This is a genomic window from Nocardia sp. CA-135953, from assembly GCF_050955735.1.
GTDB lineage: Bacteria > Actinomycetota > Actinomycetes > Mycobacteriales > Mycobacteriaceae > Nocardia.
The window spans coordinates 314,630-335,943 of the sequence record NZ_CP192082.1 but is presented as its reverse complement, the minus strand read 5'-3'; the positions used below and the strand labels follow the sequence as shown (position 1 = coordinate 335,943).

Genomic DNA, 21,314 nt, shown 5'->3' with positions numbered 1-21,314 from the left:
CCGCTCGGAGCGAGATGCTTACGAGCGACCGCTCGCGTCGCATCTCCGGTCCGCGTCGCGCTCCCGACACATCGCGAGGTACTTCGAGCGACCCTCGATAACCACCAGAAGTACTGAAGCAGTAAGAATCCAAGCCCTCCCCAACCACCACGGAGCGAGTCCTACGAGCGACCGCTCGCGTCGCATCTCCCGTCCGAGTCGCGCTCCCGACACATCACGAGGTACTCGAGCCAACCTCGACAACCACCAGAAGTACTGAAGCAGTAAGAATCCAAACCCTCCCCAACCACCACGGAGCGAGCCTTACGAGCGACCGTTCGCGGCCCGTCTCGCGTCCGAGCCGTCGAAGCGCATGCGACGAAGTCGCGAGTCTCGACGGCTCGGACGCGAGACACCAGGGGGCCGCGAACACGCCGCGGCCGCGCGGCCAAAAACAGAGCCGCGAACCCGCCGCGCCGAAGGCGCGGCAAATCAACACAGCTACTACCCGATGTTGGCGGAGAGATCCGGGATCATGCGGTAGACCTCGGATTCCCAGTTGTGCCAGTTGTGGATGCCGACGGACGGGAAGCTGTAGGTGACATTCTGCGCACCCAGCGTCGCCATCCGGACCTGGAAGGCTCGGGTGTTGACCAGTGCGAGCGCCTCCAGCGGCGTGCCCTGGATGACGTCGATCGGCGAGCTCGCGTCGGACGGACCGGGCAGTGCGCTGCCTGCGGCCACCCAGAGCCTGGTGTTGTTCCGGATCAACTGCGGCGCGAAGACGAACGGGTCCATGCGCAGCCACTGCGGGCCCCACGGCGGCGCCATCGCGTCGATGTTGTAGCCGCCCGCACTGATCATCGCGACCCGCAGCGCCTCACGCATACCCGGCGCGGAGATGTTCAGATAGCCGGAATACGAACCGGCGTAGACGAACTGGTCCGGGTGGTAGGCCGAGAGCGTCAGCGCGGCGCTGCCGCCCATGGACAGGCCGAAGACACCGTTGCGCGTCGGGCTGAAGCCCAGGCGATCACGCAGGGCATTGCGCAGATCGCTGGTCAGGAAGGTCTCCCACTTGTAGGTGTTCGACTTGCCGAGGGTCTCGTTCCAACCCGAGGAGCCGGTCATCGCGGACCCGGAGGACGAACCGTTGGCCGAACCCGACGAACCGGTGCTCAGGCCGAGGAAGTTACCCGGCGCGTTCCAGTCCGCGTAGAAGCTGGACGGGCCGCCGACCGGCATGACCACATTGATATTCCACTTGGTCAGCTCACGGGCGACCTCGGTCTCGATTTCCCAACCGCTCAGGTCACCGCGGGCCCGCATACCGTCCAGCGCGTAGACCACGCGCCCGGTATTGCCGTCCGCGGCGCGGAAGATTCGCGACTTGATCGGACCCATGCTGGAGTCGACCCAGAAATCGAAACCGTCCGGGTTGAACGCGGCCGACGCGGAACCCGCCGGACCTGCTACTGACACCCCGAGCGGCAGCAAGATAGCCAGCGACATCAGCACCGACCGCTTGAGCCACGAACCGGCTCTACGGGTTTTCAGACGTCCATTCTGCGTCTTTTGCCCGATCACGCCTCGCATCTGGTTTTCGGCCTTTCGTTATGCGGTCGTACTTCGACCGCGTCTCTGCGTTGACCACTGGATGGGCCCATGTCGAATCGGAAGCCCCAACGGGCGTTCCCACGTACCATATCGCGACATCGATGCGGTGGCGTTATCAAAAAGAGATAAAGCGATATGCGCCACGTTTATTTGCCCTGGTCAGTGAAAGAACTGGAGCCCACGGAGATCCATGGGCCCCGTGTGACAGGAGTTGCTTCTTACCTTTGCGGTTGAGGATACGGATCCACCAGCCCGCACCGCTCGATCTCGTACTTCGGCACGCGATCGATCCGGTATTTCGCGAAGTGCAGTGCGTGCATCAGGTTGTGCTTGAAGCGACCCCAGGTGAGCGGATCACGGTAGGAGATATTCAGCGCCACGGTGTCCGGGCAGCTCATGGCGGTCCGCGCCTGGGTGACCCACTTCTCGTCCATGTACCAGGGCATCCACGGATGCCGGTCGACCATGCCGGTATCCACCACGACCCAGTCCGGATACAGGCTCTTGTCGTGTCCGATCCGGCCGTCGGTGAGCCGGTCGGTGTGCGCGGCCAGCGGATAGGCCAGGCCCATCTGGTCGATGACGCGCACGTTCAGCGGGACGTTCATGCTGGTCATGCCGAGATTGAGGAAGTAGACGGTATGCCCGGCGCCGCCGTCGGGAATCGGCTGCGGCGGGGGCGCGACGTACCAGAACATGAACGACGGCGAGTTCAGCAGCAGACCGCCGTCGGGGGTTTCGGCGATATTGTTCACCATGGCCCGCATGCGCGGGTAGTCCAGGTAGTCCTCGGCCAGGATCGGATGGTCGTGGCCGGTATTGAGGACGTAGTAGACGCGCTCGTCGACGATGCCGGAGGCACTGATCTTGGTGCCGGACTTGATGGCCGTGGTGTTGGCCGCGAACAGCGCCCAGCCCGCGGTGCCGAGCAGCGCAAGTGTGATCACCGCGAAGGACCAGGTTCCAGCCGAATTGCGGCGCTCCCGGGGCCCTGCGTGGTCACGCTCCGCTACCGCCTCCGGGCCCGTCGCTCGCACCGCGGAAGCGGTCACCGCGCGCAGACCGCCCTCGGGCAGCCGGATCGGCACCACGGCGACCGGCAGCAGCAGGCAGAACAGCTGCGGCAGCAGCATCCGGCCGTGCATGAAGTCACCGCCGACGCGCAGGGCATAGATCGTGAGGACGAATCCGCTGCCGAGCATGAGCGCGACCACCGCACCCGGCGAGTGCAGCCATTCACGAACCCGGCGCACCGTCCAGCCGCGCTCGTCGGTCGCCTGGTCGGCACGCGCCGAGCGGCCCGCGACAACGCCGAGGACCAGCAGCATCAGCAGCGGCACCCACAGGTAGTACGGACCGACCAGATCCCAGAGGTATTTGAAGCCCTGCCCCCACTTGGCGCCGCCCGCGTCCTTGGCGACCGCGGTATTCGGATAGGGCAGGCCGTAGTAGCCCATCCGCCAGACCTGGTAGCACAGCGGCACCAATCCGGCGGCGGCAACGATCAAGCCGCGCAACACGATCGGGTGCAGCCGGGACTGCGGCATCGGGGCCAGGAAGATCATCAGCAGCGACAGCGCGCCGACCAGCGTCATCTCCGGCCGGATCAGCGGTGCGAGTCCGGCGAGGAAAACCAGCCCGAACAGCGCGGGCAGCTTCACCCGGTCGGTCTGACTCCAGCGCACCAGTTGCCACCACAGCAGACCCAGCCAGCAGATGACCAGACCGCTCTCCAGACCGGAGGTGGCGTAGTCACGCGCCGGCGGCAGGGCGATATAGACGAATACGCCCGCCGGAAGCAGTAGCGCCGACTTGGTGCCGCCCCACAACCGCGCGGCGCCGAGCATGGCGAAGACGATCGCCAGCATCGACACCGTCAGTGCGACGCCGAGTACGACGTACTCCAGCCTGGCCCTGGTGAGCCAACTGAAGAACCACACCAGATAGGTCCATGCGGTACTGGTGTTGGTCTCGACGCGCTCGCCCTCGTTGAAGACCGGCCCGTTGCCCGCCAACAGATTCCGCACCGTACGCAGCACAATGAGGCCGTCGTCGGCGATCCAGCGTCGCTGCCAGGCGCCGACCGAGAATAGTGCGACGGTGAGCGCGATCCCACCGACGAAGGTGGCTCGGGATAGCCTGACGAACCACAAGGCCGAACGAGCCGGCCCTTCGGCCGGCTCCTCCGTCACTTTTTCTGTTCGCTCCGCTCCCTCTACCAGCAGTTCGTCAGGTGAGATAGACAGCGACACCTACCGCTCCGATCCAGGCGATTGCGAGGAACTGGAGGATGCGATCCCCCAGCGCGATCTCTTCGGGTTCACCGGCCTCGCCGCCATCGACGTCGACCGCGTAACGCAGGATTGCGATGGTAAACGGAATCATCGAAATTGCGAACCAGTCGGTGTGCTTGAGGCTGTCCTGTTGGAACGCCCACAGACCGTAGAACACCACCACCGCGGTCGCGGCGAGAGTCCAGATGAAGCGCAGATATGTCGGTGTGTAGTACTCCAGCGACTTGCGGATCTTGGCGCCCGTGCTCAGCGCGATCTGGAGTTCCGCATAGCGCTTACCGGCGGCCATGAACAGCGAGCCGAACGCCATGATCAGCAGGAACCATTGCGACAGGTCGATATTCGCGGCCGCGCCACCGGCGACCGCGCGCAGCAGGAAGCCGGAAGACACGATGCAGATGTCCAGCACCGCCTGGTGCTTGAGGCCGAAGCAGTAGGCCAGCTGAATGCCGATGTAGACGGTCATCACCACGGCCAGATGCCAGGACGCCAGGAACGATCCGGCGATCGAGCCGACGAGCAGCACCACCGAGAGCAGGTAGGCCAGATTCACCGGGACCACGCCCGCGGCGATCGGGCGGTACCGCTTGGTCGGGTGCGCCCGGTCGGCCTCCACGTCGAGCGCGTCGTTGACCAGGTAGATGCCCGAGGCCGCCATGCAGAAGACCACGAAGGCGATGCCGACATGGCCGAGCACGCTCAGTTCGGTCGCGGTATCCGGACCCGCGGCCAGCGGCGCGGCGAGCACCAGCACGTTCTTGACCCACTGACGCGGGCGGACCGCCTTGAACAGCCCGCCGGCCAGTGTCTTGGGCGGACCCTTGACTACCGCTTCGGCTAGGTCCGTGCTGGTCGGCTCTTCACTCATGTCAACGAACGTCTTTTCTTGTGCGGTCACTATCGAGTCTCTTTTCGGCGGCAAGCACAACAGCGGCGGACGCGGCGCCGAGCGCGGAACCGGCGAGCACGTCGGAGGGATAGTGCACCCCGAGCACAACCCGGGAGAGCAGCATCGGTGGGACGAGCACCGCAGGCAAGGGTAGCCCGGTCAGTCTGCCGAGCAACACCGCCGCTGCCGTGGTCGAGGTCGCGTGCGAGGACGGGAAGCTCAACTTGCTCGGCGTCGAGACGTTGACCTGCACCGATGGATCATTGGGGCGCGGACGACGGACGATGCGCTTGATGACGATCGATGCCGCGTGCGCGCCGACCGCGCCGACCGCCACCCCGGCCCACTGCCTGCGCCGGGGCTTGTCGACGAGCCAGCCCGCCGTCGCGATGCCGATCCAGCCGAGCGCGTGCTCACCGAAATGCGACATACCGCGCGCGGCCTTGATCACCTCGGGCTTGGTGCCGATGGTCGCCTGGACCGCGTTGATGATCTTGACTTCGGGCGGCTGCGGCACCGACGGCACCGCAGATACCGGGCCGCCGTGGCCGTTCGCACTCGACTGCACCGCAGTGTTGTCGTCCGCGGCGGTGGCTTCCAGACTCACTACTGCTCATCCTTCGTATCGAAACCGCTGGGTCGCTGCGCGGGCTCCGCTCCTACCCCGAAGACGTTCTCCCAAGCCGCCGTGCTGGTCAGCGTCGGGTGAGCGGCGCGGTAGCGCTGCTGCATCTCCGGGAAGCGGGCAGCCAACTCCTTGCGCAGCCGCATGGCCTCCTTGAACAGGCCGAGGGCCTGCCGCGGATCGCGCTTACGGTAGACCACGCCGCGGCCGTCCGCGGTGGTGACGGTGACGCCGTCGATCTGCGAGAGCAGGAACCAACGGGCGTCCAGCGTAGGCACATTCAGCTGCGGACGCTCGTGATGCTCGGCATGCGCCGGACGGAAGTTGTGCACGACTCCCTTGGCCAGGCGGACCACCTTGGCGATCGGATTCGCCGGTTCACCGACCGCGCCGACGCCGATGTGGCTGGCCAGCGGCAGTTCGGTGGACGACGGCAGGATGACCGCATCCGGGTACTGCTTGCGCATTTCGTGCACCACGCCGAGGGCGCTCGGCAGCAGTTGGAACAGTCGCTCCGGTCCGGCGAGGAAGTCCTCGATCGCCAGATTCTGGATGGCGACCGTCGAATACTCCAGGCACAGCAGGTGTTTCAGCGTCGCCTTCACAGTGTTGACGACCATGCCGCGCCCGTTGCCAGGCATGTGCAGCGAGGCGACCACCAGGCGGTTGCGCAGGTGGAAGTACGCCTGCCAGTCGATCGCGTCGTCCTTGTCGCTCCAGGCCATATGCCACACGGCGGCTCCGGGCAGGGTGACGGTGGAGTAGCCGTGATCGCGGGCGCGCAGCCCGTATTCGACGTCGTCCCACTTCAGGAACAGCGGCAGCGGCTGACCGATCTCCTCGGCGACCTGGCGCGGGATCACGCAGGTCCACCAGCCGTTGAAGTCGACATCGATGCGCCGATGCAGCAACTTGGAGTTGTCGCGGTCCTTGAGCGGGTACTTCGAGAAGTCGTGGTCGTATTCGACATTCGGCGCCGAGGTCCACATGAAGATGCCGCGGTCCACGACCTCACCCATGCTGTGCAGGTGTGAGCGCTCCTGCAGGTTCAGCATCTGCCCGCCGACCAGCATGGGCGACTCGGCGAAGCGGGCGAAGGCCAGCGCGCGCAGGATCGAATCGGGTTCGATCTCGATATCATCGTCCATGTAGACGATGTACTCGGCGTCGGTGGTTTTCAGCGCCTCGTACATGACCCGGCTGTAGCCGCCGGAACCGCCCAGGTTGGGCTGATTGCGGATGGCGAGCCGATCGCCGAGCACCGCGGCGGCTTCGGCGAAGCCGGGCTCGTCGACCACCTTGCGGTTGCCCTGATCGGCGACGATGACCGCGGCGATCTTCTCGAGCACCAGCGGATCCGAGCCAAGCGCGCCGAGGGTTTTCACCAGATCGGTCGGCCGGTTGAAGGTCGGCATGCCGACCGCGATGGTGCCCGCACCGGGCGCCTCGACCGGCGCGTACCAACCGCCCGCGAGCAGCGTGACTGCCGTATCGGTGGTGATGTCGAACCAGATCCAGCCGCCGTCTTCGAACGGACCGAGGTCGGCTTCGAATTCCACGTGCACCGACTCGGCGGCTGTATTGAATTCGCGGCGCTCCCCGGTCCCTGCGTGGTCACGCTCCGCTACCGCCTCCGAGCCCGCGAGCGCGACCGCGAATTCTTTGCCCTGCACGTGGATTCGCGAGCCGTCCGCCTTCGAGCGGTAGACGTCCACCCGGCCGTGGCCGGCGAGTTCGAGCCGCAGCACCACCGACTTGAGGACGCTCCAGCGCCGCCAGTAGCTCGCCGGCAGCGCATTGAAGTAGGTGCAGAACGACACCTCCGACTCCGCGCCCACCGACAGCGAGGTGCGGGTGGTGGCGTGCGCGCGCCGGGCATTGGTCGGCGACTCCTCCAGATAGAGGGTGCGCACGTCCAGCGGTTCACCCGGCCGGGGCAGGATGATGCGCTGCAGCAGCGACTTCGCGCGGGTTTCGGTGGTCATATCTTCCAGGATCGATTGGGAGGTCATTCGTCGCTTTCAGCGTCAATGCGGGACACCCGCACCCGGTCGGCTTCGATGAGCAAGGCTTCGCCAGTGTCGCTCATCTACGCCTCCAGGCGTCAATGCGGGACACCCGCACCCGGTCGGCTTCGATGAGCAAGGCTTCGCCAGTGTCGCTCATCTACGCCTCCAGGTCCGAAAGAGGTTCGCCCGACTCCAGGTGTGGCCGCAGGACATTGTCGAACATGCTGAGCGCGCTGCCGATCGCCATATGCATGTCCAGGTACTGGTAGGTGCCGAGGCGACCACCGAAAAGCACCTTCGCCGCTGCGGTTTCCTTCTTCGCCAGCGCCCGGTATGCGGTGAGCTTGGCGCGGTCCTCCGGTGTGTTGATCGGGTAGTACGGTTCGTCACCGGTCTGCGCGAAGCGGGAGAATTCGCGCATGATCACGGTCTTGTCGTTCGGGTAACTGTCGCGCTCCGGGTGGAAGTGCCGCGGTTCGATAATGCGGGTGTAGGGCACATCCGAATCGTTGTAGTTCATCACCGAGGTGCCCTGGAAGTCACCGGTTTCGAGCACTTCGGTCTCGAAATCGATGGTGCGCCAGCCGAGTTCGCCCTCGCTGTAGTCGAAGTAGCGGTCCACCGGTCCGGTGTAGACGACCGGGGCGTCCGGGTTCTCGGCGCGGATCTGCGCGCGCACGTCGAACCAGTCGGTGTTCAGCCGGACCTCGATGAGCTCGGAGGCGGCCATATTCTCCAGCCACTTCGTGTAGCCCTCTTTGGGCAGACCCTCGTAGGTGTCGTTGAAGTATCGGTTGTCGAAGGTGTAGCGCACCGGCAGGCGGGTGATATTGCCCGCGGGCAGTTCCTTCGGGTCGGTCTGCCACTGCTTGGCGGTGTAGTCGCGCACGAAAGCCTCGTAGAGTGGACGGCCGATCAGCGAGATCGCCTTCTCCTCGAGGTTCTGCGCGTCCTTGGTCTCGACCTCCGAGGCCTGTTCGGCGATCAGCTCGCGCGCCTGCTCGGGCGTGAAGTAGCGGCCGAAGAACTGGGAGATCAGACCGAGGCCCATCGGGAACTGATAGGCCTGCCCCTTGTGCATCGCGAAGACCCGATGCTGGTAGCCGGTGAATTCGGTGAACTGGGTCACGTAGTCCCACACCCGCTTGTTCGAGGTGTGGAACAGGTGCGCCCCGTACTTGTGCACCTCGATCCCGGTCTGCGGCTCCGGCTCCGAGTAGGCGTTGCCGCCGAGGTGGTAGCGACGATCGATCACCAGCACCCGTTTACCGAGCAGATTGGCGGCACGCTCGGCGACGGTCAGCCCGAAGAATCCGGAGCCGACGACGATCAGATCGAACTGAGAGGCGGAGTTTGCGGAGTTACCCGGGGACGATGCGACGGTCACGGGTGCCCAGCGTATCGGAAGTCCGCGCGCGAGCCGGGTGGAGTCGCGACCTGCGTGCATTCGGCGACGGATGCCATCGGAATTTCCCCTGGTGTTTGCCGAAAAGGCACCCGCGGGCGGCGACGCTCAGCGATCCAGCATCCGGTCGAGCCGACCGCAGCCGGTGCCATCGTCGTGAGCATGAGGGCCACCCCCACCGCCGACGTCGGCCTGAAAACACCGAACATGGCCACGCCGATAAGCAAGTCCACCAGGGCCGGCCCGCAGCCAAGAGCACCATCACTCGTCCGATGGTCAAACGGAAAACCCGTACCGCGCCGTGCGGGTCTCGTTCGACGCGAGCGCGGTCAGTAGGTCAGCGCGGGGTGGGACGGGCGGGTGGGGCGGGCGGCGGTCCAACGGGCGGCGTTTCCGTTGGCACACAGGATGAAAATGAGGAGGGGTTGAATGAGGTCCAGAGCGGTGCGGAGCAGGTTTTCCTGGATCAGGGCGGTGATCTGGCCGACCAGGCCGAAGAAGGAGGACGACACCCAAAGTGAGTGGTCGTCGGGGGACCACCAGAAGATGCCGAGGCCGAATTCGTAACCGGTGAGCGAAACGGCAAGTCCGACAATGCCGATCGCGATCGATAGACCGGACGCGACGATCAGGGTGTAGCGCCCGGTCTCGTCCTGACGCCAGAGTTGGACACCGCCGAAGATCATGACAGCGGCCATCAGCGCCGCCGCGAGCGTGGTGAAGATGACGAGCGAATTGTCGAACCGGCTTCGATTACCGATGAAATCGATGACCAGCCACGTGCCCCCGACCAGGCTCCGCAACCCATACAGCACCGCAAGCACCGCGCCGATCTGCGCTGCCGCACCGCTCGGCGGCCGACCCCCACTCCGGTAAAGCATCGTCGAAACTCCTCCCCACCTGGTTGTGGACGATTCGATCCTACGGCCGCCGTACCGGACCCGGTCGAGATGTCGATCCAGCGGCCGGTCGACGGCACAGCGGCACAGCGGCACAGCGGCACAGCGGCACAGCGGCAAGGATGAACGGAGCCACGACGAATTACAACGCGCCGGATCGAAACTGCCGGTCCGCCTCCGTGAATGCGAACCGGGGGTAGGGCGGCCGCTGGACGCGGGCGCCCTACCTTGTTGTTATCGCAGGTTGGCCTCGGCGTACGCCTTCATCGCGTCGCGCACGAATTCGGTTGTACCGTCGCCGTGTACGTCGTAGTTGGCCGCGAAACGCGGGTCGGCGACGTACATTTCGCCGAGTCCGGTGAAGTACTCGTACGACGGGCGGCGCTGCGAACCGACCCCGATCCAGTCATGGTGCCGCGCGACGATGGCCTGGACCTCGTCGCTGTCCGGGACGAGTCCGGCGGCGTGCGCCCGGCCGTAGTCGGCGGCGATATCCAGGTGGGTCTGGAAGTGCGCCTGCTTATCCGCCTCGGTAAGCGAGCGCCACCAGCGGTCGGCGCCTTCGTAGGCGGCCTTGCCCCAGCGTTCGATCACCTCATCCTTGTACCGAGTGTGGTCGAAACCGTCGAAAACCTCTGCTGCCATGAGTTGTTCACCTCGTTCCGTCTTGTGCAGCGTGGTGGTCACCGACTCGATCTGGCGCCGGATCCGATCCTGTTCCTGCCGAAGCAGTTCCAGGTGCGCGCGCAGTGCGGCGGCGGTGTCCTGTTCGCCCGCGAGAACTTCGGCGATGACCGGGAGGCCGAGGCCGAGTTCGCGCAGCAGCAGGATGCGTTGCAGCCGAACCAAGGAGTCCTGGTCGTAGTAGCGGTACCCGTTGCCGCCGATCCGGCTCGGCGGCAGCAGCCCGAACTGCCCGTAGTGGCGCAGTGTTCGGCTGGTGGTACCGGCCGCCTTGGCCAGATCCTGGATGGACCATTCGGTGCCCGTTCGCATGACCTGTTCTCCCTTCTTTCTCGTCGGTACAACCAGCTTGCAGGTTGACGTTACGTCAAGGTCAACCCTTCAATGCGTGTCCGCCGGCAGCCGAAGTGTGACGACGGCAGGTTCGATCCGCGGCTTTGCGACCACCTGACCGAGCAGCGGTAACCGGGCGGCAGCCGCAGTCGCCGAGCCGCCGAGGAGCCGAGCCGCCCAGAGGTCGCGCCACCGAGCCGCCGAGCCGCCGAGCCGCCGAGCCGCCGAGCCGCCGAGCCGCCGAGCCGCCGAGCCGCCGAGAGGCCGAGAGGCCGAGAGGCCGAGAGGCCGAGAGGCCGAGAGGCCGAGAGGCCGAGAGGCCGAGAGGCCGAGAGGCCGAGAGGCCGAGAGGAGCGGACCACAAAGGTGCGTAGGGCGACTAGAGTTCTTCGGTCACATCCGATTCCTCACTTGTCGGCGCGGCCGAAGGGATCGCGGGACCGCGTGGGGGCGGCGGGGTTGGGGTTGATGCCGTGGTCGGTGCGACGGTGGTTCCGGGCGGAAGCGAGACCTCGGGCGCGATGGCGGCGCCTGATACTGCGGAATGTCCCGGCGACACGGCACTTCCGGGCGCGAGCGCGCCTCCGGGCGGCGCGCTTTCAGGCGAGGCATTCGACAACGCGCTCTCGGGAAATATGTTGCCGCTGGGCGGCACGCTTTCAGGCGCGCCACTCGGCAATGCGTTCCCGGGCAATACACTGCCGCCGGGCAGCACACGCCCGGGCGCGACATTGCCGACAGGCACTGCGCTTTCAGGTGACCTATTCACGCCAGGCGCACGTCCGGGCGGCGCATTTTCGGGCACGCCATTGGCAACACCGGACATTGCGCCCTCGAGTGAGCTGTTCATGCCGGGCGGCACCGCGCTTCCGGGCGGCGCGCTTTCGGGCACGCCATTCGCAACACCGGGCACTGCGCCCTCGAGTGCGCCATTCGCGCCAGGCGGCACGGCATGCTCGTTACTGCCCGGCGACACAGTACCGCTCGGTTTGCCCTCGTGCGTATCCGGCGCCAGCTGCATCAGCGTCGTGAAGTCGACGACCTGGGCGCCGAGCGTCGGTGTCGCGATAATGACGCCGTTGGTGAAAAGCCGGTAGGTACCGGCGTTTTGGGGTAGCGCCATTTCCGGTCCGAGCGGCCGGCCGACCGCGCTGGTCGCGCCGCCGATCCGGCGGTACTCGGCATCGATCGGGGATTCGGCGACGAGGGTCTGCTTGCTGGGGTCCACCGGATTACCCGCGCCGACCACCGGGGTGCCGAGTTCGGCGGGTGTCGGTCCGACATCGAAGGCGGAGATATCGGCCGGTTCCCCACCGTCGGGTGCGGAGGAGTACTCCGAACGCAGAATTCGACCATCCCGCAAGAGCACGGTCCCCGCAGTCGATGCGATGGCGGCGGCCGCGCGCGGATCCTCCTTGGCAGTGCCGGGGTACTCCTGACAGTCGGCGGTATCGCAAGTCTGCGCGTACAGGTGGCGATGCTCCGCCAGCGCGTACGACCGTGCCGCGATCGCTTGTGCGCGAAGGGCTTCCGTCGCTCCCTTGTCGACCCAGTTGGCCTGCACCTCTGCCGGGACGACACCGAGCAGATAGTCCTCGACGTCGACCCGGTTCACCGTGCGCGCCGCACCGTTTTCCATGGCAACGCCGAGTGAGCCGCGATATGCCGAACCACCGCACAGCGTCAGATGTTCGGCGGCGGGACGGTTGGGCCGTGGGTTGAGCGGATAGATCCACGGGTCGGCGGTCGCCCGCTGCCACAGCACCGCACCGTCACAGCCCATCGTGACAACCACATTCGCGCCGCCGTCGGGCAGCGCGGTGAGATGCGCGACCTGGCCGCGCGGCAGCATTTGGCCCGCGACTCGCAATCCGGCGTCGGCATGGACGTCCAGCGTCGAATCGTCCTGGTCGAAAAGCCGCACCCCGACGGTGGTCGCCGAGATTTTGCCGAGCGTCGCGCGCGGGTAGTAGTGATCGAGGATTCGTTCGGCGGTCCAGCCTTCCAGGGCATTGTCGAACGCACCGACCTGACTCATACCGCGCCCATGGCCCGGTCCCGCCAACGGACGGACAGGGGCGTCGGTCGGCCGGACCCAGAACGCGAGCACTGTGCCGGCCAGCACGGCCGCACCACCGGTGACCAGCATCGGACGGATCGCAATCGGAGTTCCCGATATCTGTCGCCCGCCAATTCGTCCGCGTGGCGCACTCGTTTTCATCCGCAATTTTCGCTCCCTCCGCGTCGTGTCATTCCGGTGCCGTTTACTTCGCATCCGTTCACTCCCACGGTTTTCCAGGACCTGATCGGTTCGATACCGTCGGCATGTCGTTCCATCCGGTCGCAAATCGAGAGCTACATTCAAGCAATCACATAATCCTCAACCAGAGGTTTAGATATGTGACAGTTGTAAACTAGTGTGGTCGTTGATGCATCAGGAAGCAACCCTGACATTCATGCAGATGATCGCTCGGTTCGACCTGATTGGAGATGCTCGTGCCGTACCGCAAACCGAAACGTTCCTACGTGCTCCCGGTTGTCACCACACTTGCGGTAGCGGCTCCGCTCGCTACATTCACGCTGAGCGATTCGACCGACTACCGTCCGACAACCGGCAGCGATCTTGCCGCAATCCCCGTGCAACTGGCCGAGGTGGTGCTCGCCACGGCGCCCGACATCACCCTTCCGCTGCGTGAACTCACCGGTCTCGACCTGCCTGATCTGCATCTTTCGGATCTACGCATGCTGCCGATTCCGGAGTCCATTCCGGTTCCCCAGGGTTTGCCACTGCCGCCCGGTGTCGAGCTACCGGCGGAAATTCCCCTACCCAAGCTCGACCCCGAACACACCACACCAGGCCAAACGGTTCCCGGCCAGTCGCTTCCCGGCCAAACAGTTCCGGGCCAGAGCACCCCCGCCCAATCACTCCCCGGCCAAACAATTCCAGGCCAGAGCACCCCCGCCCAATCACCCCCCGGCCAAACCACGCCGGGTCAATCGGCGCCCGGCCAGACCATCCCAGGTCAGACCACCGCCCCAGCTCAGGGCACAACCCTCGGTCAACCCACCCAAGGCCGTTCCCCTGCCGCCGCCTTCATCGCCGATCCCGCCCAGCTCGAGCCCGACGTCACCCCCGACACACCGGCACTGTCGCCCGGCGCCGTTCCGCCGGAACTTCTCAGCCAGGTGGGTGCGCAGGTCAAGGAGCTCAGCCGCGATACCCCGTTCAGCGTTGTCGCACTGACCGCGCACGATCTGGCGAATACCAAGACGTTGGTCCGGGCCCGTCAGTCCGATGGCGGTTGGGGTCCCTGGTACGACGCCGAGGCCGTCGACACCCGTCGCAACGATCGCGCGACGGGCGGCACCACCGGCACCGAACCGATCTACGTCGGCAATACCAAGTCCGTGCAGATCCTGGTGACCCGCAAGCCTGCCGTGGCGGCGGTACCGCGTCCTCCGGTCGTGGGTGACGCGGAGGGCGCCGGGCCGATGCTGCCCACCCCGACCGCCGGGCGTTCCGATGATCCGGCCCAGACCGACGCCGCACTGACGGCCGTGCTGATCGATCCGGGCCGCGGCGCGATCGATGGCGCACTCGAGATTGTCGCCGCGGCGCTTCCCGGTGGCGGCCCCAATGTCATCACCCGATCCCAGTGGGGCGCGGACGAATCCATTCGCTGCGAGGAACCCACCTACGACGACCAGCTCGGCGGCCTCACCGTGCACCACACCGCGGGTCGCAACGACTACACGCCGGCCGAATCGGCGGGCATCGTCCGCGCGATCTACACGTATCACGCAAAAACGTTGGGCTGGTGCGATATCGGCTACAACGCACTGGTCGACAAGTACGGCCAGATATTCGAGGGCCGATTCGGCGGACTGGATCGCCCGGTGCAGGGCGCGCACGCGGGTGGGTTCAACGAGAACACTTCGGGTGTCGCACTGATGGGCAACTACGAATCCGAGGAACCGTCGGAAGAGGCGATCAATGCGATCGGTCGGTTCATCGGGTGGCGGTCCAAGATCGCGGGCCTGGATCCCAAGGGCTACACCACGATGTATTCCGAGGGCACCGAATTCACCTCGTATGCGCAGGGTGAGGCGGTTCAGCTGCCGGTGGTGTTCGCGCATCGCGATGTCGGCAATACCAGCTGCCCCGGTGACTCCGCCTACGCCGATATGGACCGCATTCGGGATATCGCAGCGGGCATATCGGCACCGTCCGGTACCTCGACCAAGCCGCAACGGCAGGCACAGGTGCCGACACCTCAGCAACCGCAGATACAGACCACCCCGCAGAGCGATATCGCCACGTTGGCCGCACTCACGGCCAAGCTGCTCGGCTTGGTGAATCAGAATGCGATCGCCAGGCACTGGGCCGATAAGGGCGGTCCGGACGGTCCGCTCGGCAAGCCGGTGTCGGAGCCGCTGCCCGCCGCGCAGGGACAGCAGTACGCGAAGTTCGTCAACGGGTATGTCTATACCGGCTTGAACGGTCAGGTGTTCGAGGTCATGGGCGCGATCCTGGACCGCTTCCTCGCCCTCGGCGGGGATGCCGGGCTGCTCGGGCTGCCGATGAGCAACGGCTACTCGGTGCCGGACGGGCTGCGAACCGACTTCCAGTACGGCTCACTGATTCTCAACCAGCTGACCGGCATCATCACCACCGTCTGGAAGACCTATAACGACAGCTATCAGCAGCAGGTCAACCGCAGTCCGGTCGGCCAAGTCGTCGCGCCGGGCCCGGCCCACTGAACCGCGCGTTCACACCCACCAGCGCTCGAGCACTTGCGCCACACCGTCTTCGGAGTTCGCCGCCGTGACCTCGTCCGCGGCGGCGAGCGCCTCCGGATGCGCATTGGCCATCGCGACGCCGTGGCCGACCATCGACAGCATCGGAACATCGTTGGGCATATCGCCGAATGCGATGATCGCCGAATGTTCGACACCGAGGCGCTGGGCCACGCTGGTCAGGCCGGACGCCTTGGTCACGCCGGGTGCGGAGAGTTCGATCAGGCCGTGGTCGGTCGAATAGGTGATATCGGCGCGGTCGCCGATCAGCGGTGCGAGAACCGCGCGCATATCGGCACTGGGGGTGCCGCGTAGTCGGACCAGCATTTTGATCGCGGGCGCATCGATGACCTCGGCGCGCGAAACCTCGGTGTCATCCGGATTCAGCCAGGCGTGTTCGTATTCCGGTGAGCTGACGAATTGCGGCGTCACCGCGTCGTGTGCACTGGCGCCGACGCGTTCGGCGGCCAGACCGCAGCCGGGCAGTGCGCGTTCGGCCAGGTCTGCGATCCAGGCCAGGGTGTCAACGTCCAGGGTTCGGCTGGCGAGCACGCGGTCCGCGGCGCTGTCGTAGATCACCGCACCATTGCCACAGACGCAGAGCGGTGCATAACCCAACCCGTCGACCACCGGATCGATCCAGCGCGGCGGCCGTCCGGTGGCGAGTACGAACGGCACCCCATCGGTGATCAGGGCAGCCACCGCCGCCTTGGTTCGCGCGGTGACCCGCTCGTCGTGATCGATGAGGGTGCCGTCCACATCGGTGGCAACCATCTTCGGCTTGGGCAGGTGCAGGCGAGTCACCTATTCCATCCTGCCGGAAGACCATCTCGGCGAGGTCGCGGCTATCACTGTGACGGCGGTCGCCGCCACGGGGAGTCCTCGGCGTTCATCGTCGGGTCGGACCGCCGTTTCGCCAGATCCGGTGGCGGAGAATCCGGCGCTGCCTGCGGATTCGCTCCCCATTGCGGCTGCGCGCCCGCCTGATCGGTATCTGCTTGCGGATACCGGGGAACATCGGCTGACGGACCGTATTGCGGATAAGGCGACGGCGGATAGGGCGTCGAACCGGACGGATTCCCAGCCGGCGGCACAGCAGGTCCAGACGAATACCCAGCCAGCGGCACAGCAGGTCCAGACGAATACCCAGCCAGCGGCACAGCAGGTCCAGACGAATACCCAGCGGTTGGAGCACCGGATCCATACGGATAAATGGCCACGGGCGGCGCGGCTGCCGGGTTGTGGTTGAGCCAGCGCGTTGTCGCGGGCACGAGGGCGAGCACCGCGGTCGCGATCGGGAAGATCAACCCGAACAGACCACCGATGCCGCCGCCGATCTCCGCCGCGCCGCCGCCCGAGGTGGTGTAGTGCAGGGTTACCGCGTACTCCGCGATCCCGGCGATCACCACCACCGCGCATCCGGCGACGACGAGCACCCGACCGAGCGGCCGCCTGGTGAACATCATGATCGCGCCGATACCGAGCAGGAACGCCGTGACCACCGCGATCGAACCGGCGACCAGTAGGTAGGTCTTGATCCAGCTCTGCGCAAACAGGCCGGTCGAGTCGTACTCCGAGAGATCACGCGCCAGATCGGTGAGCCCGAGCACGATATTGAAACCGCCGCCGAGCAATTGGCCCACACCGCCGATACTCGCCAGCACCCCGGCCGTGATCGCGGTGCCGCCACCGGGTGCGGGTGCCGGGACCGATGGATATGGCTCATACTGCGGATAACCCATGCAATCCCCCTTTGAGCACCGGAAAAGCCTGGAAACACCGGTCACCACAGAATAGAGGACATGCCGATCTCACGCGTGTCACGCACGCTCGCACGCACGTCCTTATGATCAGGGACTAATACTCGATGCTGGCTCGACCAGCCGTAGGACCAGAGGACTGATGACCGGCTTCCTGCTACGACGCGCGTTCAATTATGTCGTGCTGTTGCTGCTGGCCTCGTTCCTGACGTTCAGTCTGGCGTCGCTGACGTTCACGCCGCTGGACAGTCTCGAACAGCGCAATCCACGTCCGCCGCAGGCGGTGATCGATGCCAAGGCCGAACAGCTGCATCTCAACGAGCCGATTCCACAGCGCTATATCAGCTGGCTGAAGGGCATCCCGCAGGGTGACTTCGGCCAAACGCTGGCCGGGCAGCCGGTCAGTGAGGAACTGCCGCGCCGGGTGTTGGTGAGTCTGCGGCTGCTGATCATCGGTTCGATCGTCGGTACCGTGCTCGGGGTTCTGATCGGTGCGGCCGGGGCGATCCGGCAATACAAATTCAGTGATTACTTCACCACGGTCGTGTCCCTGCTGGTGCTGAGCACGCCGGTGTTCCTGCTCGCCACCTTGCTGAAATACGGTGCGCTGGAAGTGAATACGCTCACCGGATCGCAGATCTTCCTGTACACCGGCGAGACCTCGGCGAACAAGATCAACGGCTTCTTCCCGCAATTGCTCGACCGCCTCCAGCATCTGGTGCTGCCGACGGCCGGTCTGGCCCTCGGCGCGATGGCCGGTTACAGCCGCTACCAGCGCAATGCCATGCTCGACGTGCTGCAGAGCGATTTCATCCGTACCGCCCGAGCCAAAGGTCTGACCCGCAACAAGGCGCTCTACAAGCACGGCCTGCGGACCGCGTTGATCCCGATGGCGACGCTGTTCGCCTACAGCCTCGGCGGATTGATCACCGGTGCGACCTTCACCGAAAAGATCTTCGGCTGGCACGGCGTCGGGGAGTGGCTGGTCAATTCGATCAATGCCCAGGACCTCTACGTTGTCGTCACGGTGACGGCATTCGCCGGTCTTGTCGTGCTGGTATCGGGTCTGCTCTCCGATGTCGTGTACGCGATTCTCGACCCAAGGGTGCGTGTGTCGTGAGTGCGCGCAGCGAAGGAACCATCAACACAGCACCGTCGGGCGTGACGGAGCCGAACGCTGGCGAGGCGCAGTCATGACCGAAGCCGAAATCATTGTCCAGGGCGCGCCGGAGGTCGCGGCCGCCTCGGGTCGGCGCAGACTGGTGCTGCGGCGGTTCCTGCGCAACAAGGCCGCCGTCGCGGGCATGATCGTGCTGCTGATCCTGGTGTTGGTCGCCTATGTGCTGCCGTACTTCTGGACCTGGGACTATCAGGAACTCGACGGCACAGCACTGCGCAAACCGCCCTCTGCCGAGCATCCCTTCGGCACCGACGCCATCGGCCACGACGTACTCGCTCAAACCCTGCGCGGTATGCAGAAATCGCTGATCATCGGCTTCTGCGTCGCCATCATCAGCACCACCATCGCGGCGCTGACCGGTTCGATCGCCGGCCTCATCGGCGGTTTCACCGATAAGGCCATCATGTGGCTGGTCGACCTGCTGCTCGTGGTGCCGAGTTTCATCATCGTCGCGCTGTTCGCGCCGAAGACGAAGGGCAGCGGGTCCATCCTGCTATTGATCCTGCTGCTCAGCGTCTTCGGCTGGATGATCAGCGCGCGCATCGTGCGCGGCCTGACCATGAGTCTGCGTGAACGCGAATTCGTCAAGGCCGCACGGTATATGGGCGCGCCGACCAGGACGGTGATCCTGAGTCATATCCTGCCGAATATCGCCTCGATCCTGATCATCGACACCACGCTGTCGGTCGGCGCGTCGATCATGGCCGAAACCGGTTTGAGCTTCCTCGGATTCGGTGTGCAGTCCCCGGATGTCTCACTCGGCACGCTCATCGCCTCGGGCACCGCATCGGCACTCACCTTTCCCTGGCTGTTCATGTTCGCCGGTGGACTGTTGATCGTCATCGTGCTCTCGGCGAATCTGGTCGGTGACGGCTTGCGGGACGCATTCGATCCCAGTGCCAAACGGGCTCGCTCGCGCAAGAAGGCTGGGTCGGAAGAGAAGGTAGCGGCATGACGGGCCCAGCGGACAAGGTCTCCACCGAAAAGAACTCGACCGAAAAGAGCTCCACCGCACCGCTGTTGGAGGTCTCCGACCTGCGGGTCTCCTTCCCCAGCGAAGAGGGCCGCATCGACGCGGTGCGCGGGGTGAACTACACCGTCTCCGATGGCGAAGTGCTCGCCATCGTCGGCGAATCCGGATCCGGCAAGTCGGTCTCCTCGCTCGCGGTGATCGGATTGCTCCCAGAGCAGGCGCGGATCAGCGGCTCCATCCGGCTGCGCGGCCGCGAGTTGCTGGGGCTCGGCGATCGCCAACTGTCCAAGCTGCGTGGACGTTCCATCAGCATGGTGTTCCAGGACCCGCTCTCGGCACTGACACCGGTGTATCGGGTCGGCGATCAGGTCGCCGAAGCCCTACTCACACATACGGATATGACCGGTCGAGAAGCCTCGGCACGGGCTGTCGAACTGCTGGATCTGGTCGGCATTCCGGAACCGGCATTGCGCGCAAAGGCATTTCCGCACGAGTTCTCCGGCGGTATGCGTCAGCGTGTGGTCATCGCCATGGCCATTGCCAATGATCCCGCGCTGATCATCTGCGATGAGCCGACCACCGCACTCGATGTGACGGTGCAGAAGCAGATCTTGAATCTGCTGCGCAAGGCGCGCGATATCACCGGCGCCGGTGTCATCATGATCACCCACGATATGGGCATCGCCGCCACGCTCGCCGATCGGGTCGCGGTGATGTACGCGGGAAAAATTGTCGAAACCGCTGCGGCGGCAGAGCTTTTCGCCGCTCCACGGATGCCGTATACCGTCGGCCTGCTCGGCTCGATACCGCGCATGGACGGTCCGGCCCGCAGCCCGCTGATCCCGATCGTCGGCGCACCGCCTGCCATGCACGCGCTGCCGCCGGGTTGCTCGTTCGCACCCCGCTGTCCCATAGCTATCGATGACTGCCGTGTGGCCGAGCCGCCGTTGGAGAAGACCGACCCCGGCCATTCGGCCGCCTGCATCCGCACCGCGGAAGTCACCTCCGCCGATCTGTTCGAGGCCTACCGCCAGGAGATTTCGGAGCCATCCGCCGAAGCCGATACCGATGAGCGGGTGGTGCTGCGGGTTTCGGATCTGGTGAAGACCTATCCGATCACCTCGGGCGTGGTGTTCAAGCGCCGTAAGGGCGAGGTCCGCGCCGTCGACGGCATCAGCTTCGAGGTGCACGCCGGGCGCACATTGGCGCTGGTCGGCGAGTCCGGATCCGGAAAATCCACCACACTCACCCAGATTCTCGACCTGGTGAAGCCGCAAGAGGGCACCATCGAGATCATGGGCAGCGATATCGCGACCCTGACCAAGGCGCGCAAGCGGGAGATCCGCCGGAAGATGCAGATCGTCTTCCAAGATCCGACGGCCGCACTGGATCCGCGGCTGCCGATCTTCGACGTGCTCGCCGAACCGATGCGCATCGATGGCAGGCCCCGCACCGAAATCACCAAGCGGGTACCACAATTGCTCGAACAGGTCGGTCTGCGGCCCGAACACGCCGACCGCTATCCCGCCGATTTCTCCGGCGGCCAGAAGCAACGCATCAGCATTGCCCGTGCACTGGCCCTGGATCCGGAGATTCTCGTGCTGGACGAGCCGGTGTCGTCACTTGATGTGTCGATCCAGGCGGGTGTGCTGAATCTGCTGCGCAACCTGCAGACCGAACACGGTCTGTCCTATCTGTTCGTCTCGCACGACCTTTCGGTGGTCCGCAATCTGGCCCACGATATCGCGGTGATGTATCGCGGGAAGATCGTCGAGGCCGGGCCCGCCGAACAGATCTTCGACCGGCCGAGCAACGAGTACACCCGGGCGTTGATCGAGGCGGTCCCGGTGCCGGTCGTCAGCCGATAGAG

The 21,314-nt window shown here is 65.4% G+C and carries 15 protein-coding genes; 4 read left to right on the top strand and 11 right to left on the bottom strand.

The annotated features are described in order from the left end of the window. Positions 1–483: 483 nt before the first annotated feature. From ACQPXH_RS01550 to ACQPXH_RS01510, 9 genes are all read right to left on the bottom strand, one after another. The gene (locus ACQPXH_RS01550) at positions 484–1,575 is read right to left on the bottom strand and encodes an alpha/beta hydrolase (protein ID WP_433600572.1); all 1,092 of its coding nucleotides are present in this window, start codon (positions 1,573–1,575) and stop codon (positions 484–486) included. A gap of 239 nt (positions 1,576–1,814) precedes the next feature. Next, positions 1,815–3,818 carry a flagellar motor control protein ZomB gene (gene zomB / locus ACQPXH_RS01545; protein ID WP_433603693.1) on the bottom strand — a complete coding sequence of 668 codons (2,004 nt, stop codon included), beginning with the start codon at positions 3,816–3,818 and terminating at the stop codon, positions 1,815–1,817. Between the two features lie 7 nt (positions 3,819–3,825). Continuing rightward, positions 3,826–4,758, bottom strand: a complete 933-nt coding sequence (locus ACQPXH_RS01540) for a decaprenyl-phosphate phosphoribosyltransferase (protein WP_433600571.1) — start codon at positions 4,756–4,758, stop codon at positions 3,826–3,828. A 1-nt stretch (position 4,759) separates the two neighbouring features. Beyond that, positions 4,760–5,305 carry a phosphatase PAP2 family protein gene (locus ACQPXH_RS01535; protein ID WP_433603692.1) on the bottom strand — a complete coding sequence of 182 codons (546 nt, stop codon included), beginning with the start codon at positions 5,303–5,305 and terminating at the stop codon, positions 4,760–4,762. Between the two features lie 80 nt (positions 5,306–5,385). Continuing rightward, the gene (locus ACQPXH_RS01530; protein WP_433600570.1) at positions 5,386–7,416 is read right to left on the bottom strand and encodes a glycosyltransferase; all 2,031 of its coding nucleotides are present in this window, start codon (positions 7,414–7,416) and stop codon (positions 5,386–5,388) included. Positions 7,417–7,570: 154 nt separating this feature from the next. Next, positions 7,571–8,800 (bottom strand): UDP-galactopyranose mutase, encoded by a 1,230-nt coding sequence (gene glf / locus ACQPXH_RS01525; protein ID WP_433600569.1) that lies wholly within the window; start codon positions 8,798–8,800, stop codon positions 7,571–7,573. A gap of 347 nt (positions 8,801–9,147) precedes the next feature. Beyond that, positions 9,148–9,699, bottom strand: coding sequence for a hypothetical protein (locus tag ACQPXH_RS01520; protein WP_433600568.1), 552 nt, complete (start codon positions 9,697–9,699; stop codon positions 9,148–9,150). Positions 9,700–9,951: 252 nt separating this feature from the next. Then, complete coding sequence (locus tag ACQPXH_RS01515; RefSeq protein ID WP_433600567.1) at positions 9,952–10,713, bottom strand: MerR family transcriptional regulator; 762 nt, start codon at positions 10,711–10,713, stop codon at positions 9,952–9,954. Positions 10,714–11,113: 400 nt separating this feature from the next. After that, the gene (locus ACQPXH_RS01510) at positions 11,114–12,883 is read right to left on the bottom strand and encodes a SpoIID/LytB domain-containing protein (protein WP_433600566.1); all 1,770 of its coding nucleotides are present in this window, start codon (positions 12,881–12,883) and stop codon (positions 11,114–11,116) included. 341 nt (positions 12,884–13,224) lie between these two features. On the opposite strand from ACQPXH_RS01510, the gene ACQPXH_RS01505 reads away from it, so the two are divergent. Continuing rightward, positions 13,225–15,495, top strand: a complete 2,271-nt coding sequence (locus ACQPXH_RS01505; RefSeq protein ID WP_433600565.1) for an N-acetylmuramoyl-L-alanine amidase — start codon at positions 13,225–13,227, stop codon at positions 15,493–15,495. A 9-nt stretch (positions 15,496–15,504) separates the two neighbouring features. Here the strand turns inward: ACQPXH_RS01505 and ACQPXH_RS01500 are convergent, their stop codons facing one another. After that, entirely contained in the window at positions 15,505–16,305 is an 801-nt protein-coding gene (locus tag ACQPXH_RS01500; RefSeq protein WP_433603691.1) for an HAD family hydrolase, read from the bottom strand. A 74-nt stretch (positions 16,306–16,379) separates the two neighbouring features. Continuing rightward, positions 16,380–17,273, bottom strand: a complete 894-nt coding sequence (locus ACQPXH_RS01495) for a hypothetical protein (protein WP_433600564.1) — start codon at positions 17,271–17,273, stop codon at positions 16,380–16,382. Between the two features lie 160 nt (positions 17,274–17,433). Here ACQPXH_RS01495 and ACQPXH_RS01490 point away from each other — a divergent pair, with 160 nt between their 5' ends. The 3 genes from ACQPXH_RS01490 (at position 17,434) to ACQPXH_RS01480 (ending at position 21,312) form a co-directional block, all read left to right on the top strand. Continuing rightward, complete coding sequence (locus ACQPXH_RS01490) at positions 17,434–18,411, top strand: ABC transporter permease (protein ID WP_357480646.1); 978 nt, start codon at positions 17,434–17,436, stop codon at positions 18,409–18,411. A 73-nt stretch (positions 18,412–18,484) separates the two neighbouring features. Further along, entirely contained in the window at positions 18,485–19,426 is a 942-nt protein-coding gene (locus ACQPXH_RS01485) for an ABC transporter permease (protein WP_433600563.1), read from the top strand. Further along, complete coding sequence (locus ACQPXH_RS01480) at positions 19,423–21,312, top strand: dipeptide ABC transporter ATP-binding protein (protein WP_433600562.1); 1,890 nt, start codon at positions 19,423–19,425, stop codon at positions 21,310–21,312. The genes ACQPXH_RS01485 and ACQPXH_RS01480 overlap by 4 nt, the downstream gene beginning before the upstream one ends. Positions 21,313–21,314 lie beyond the last annotated feature (2 nt).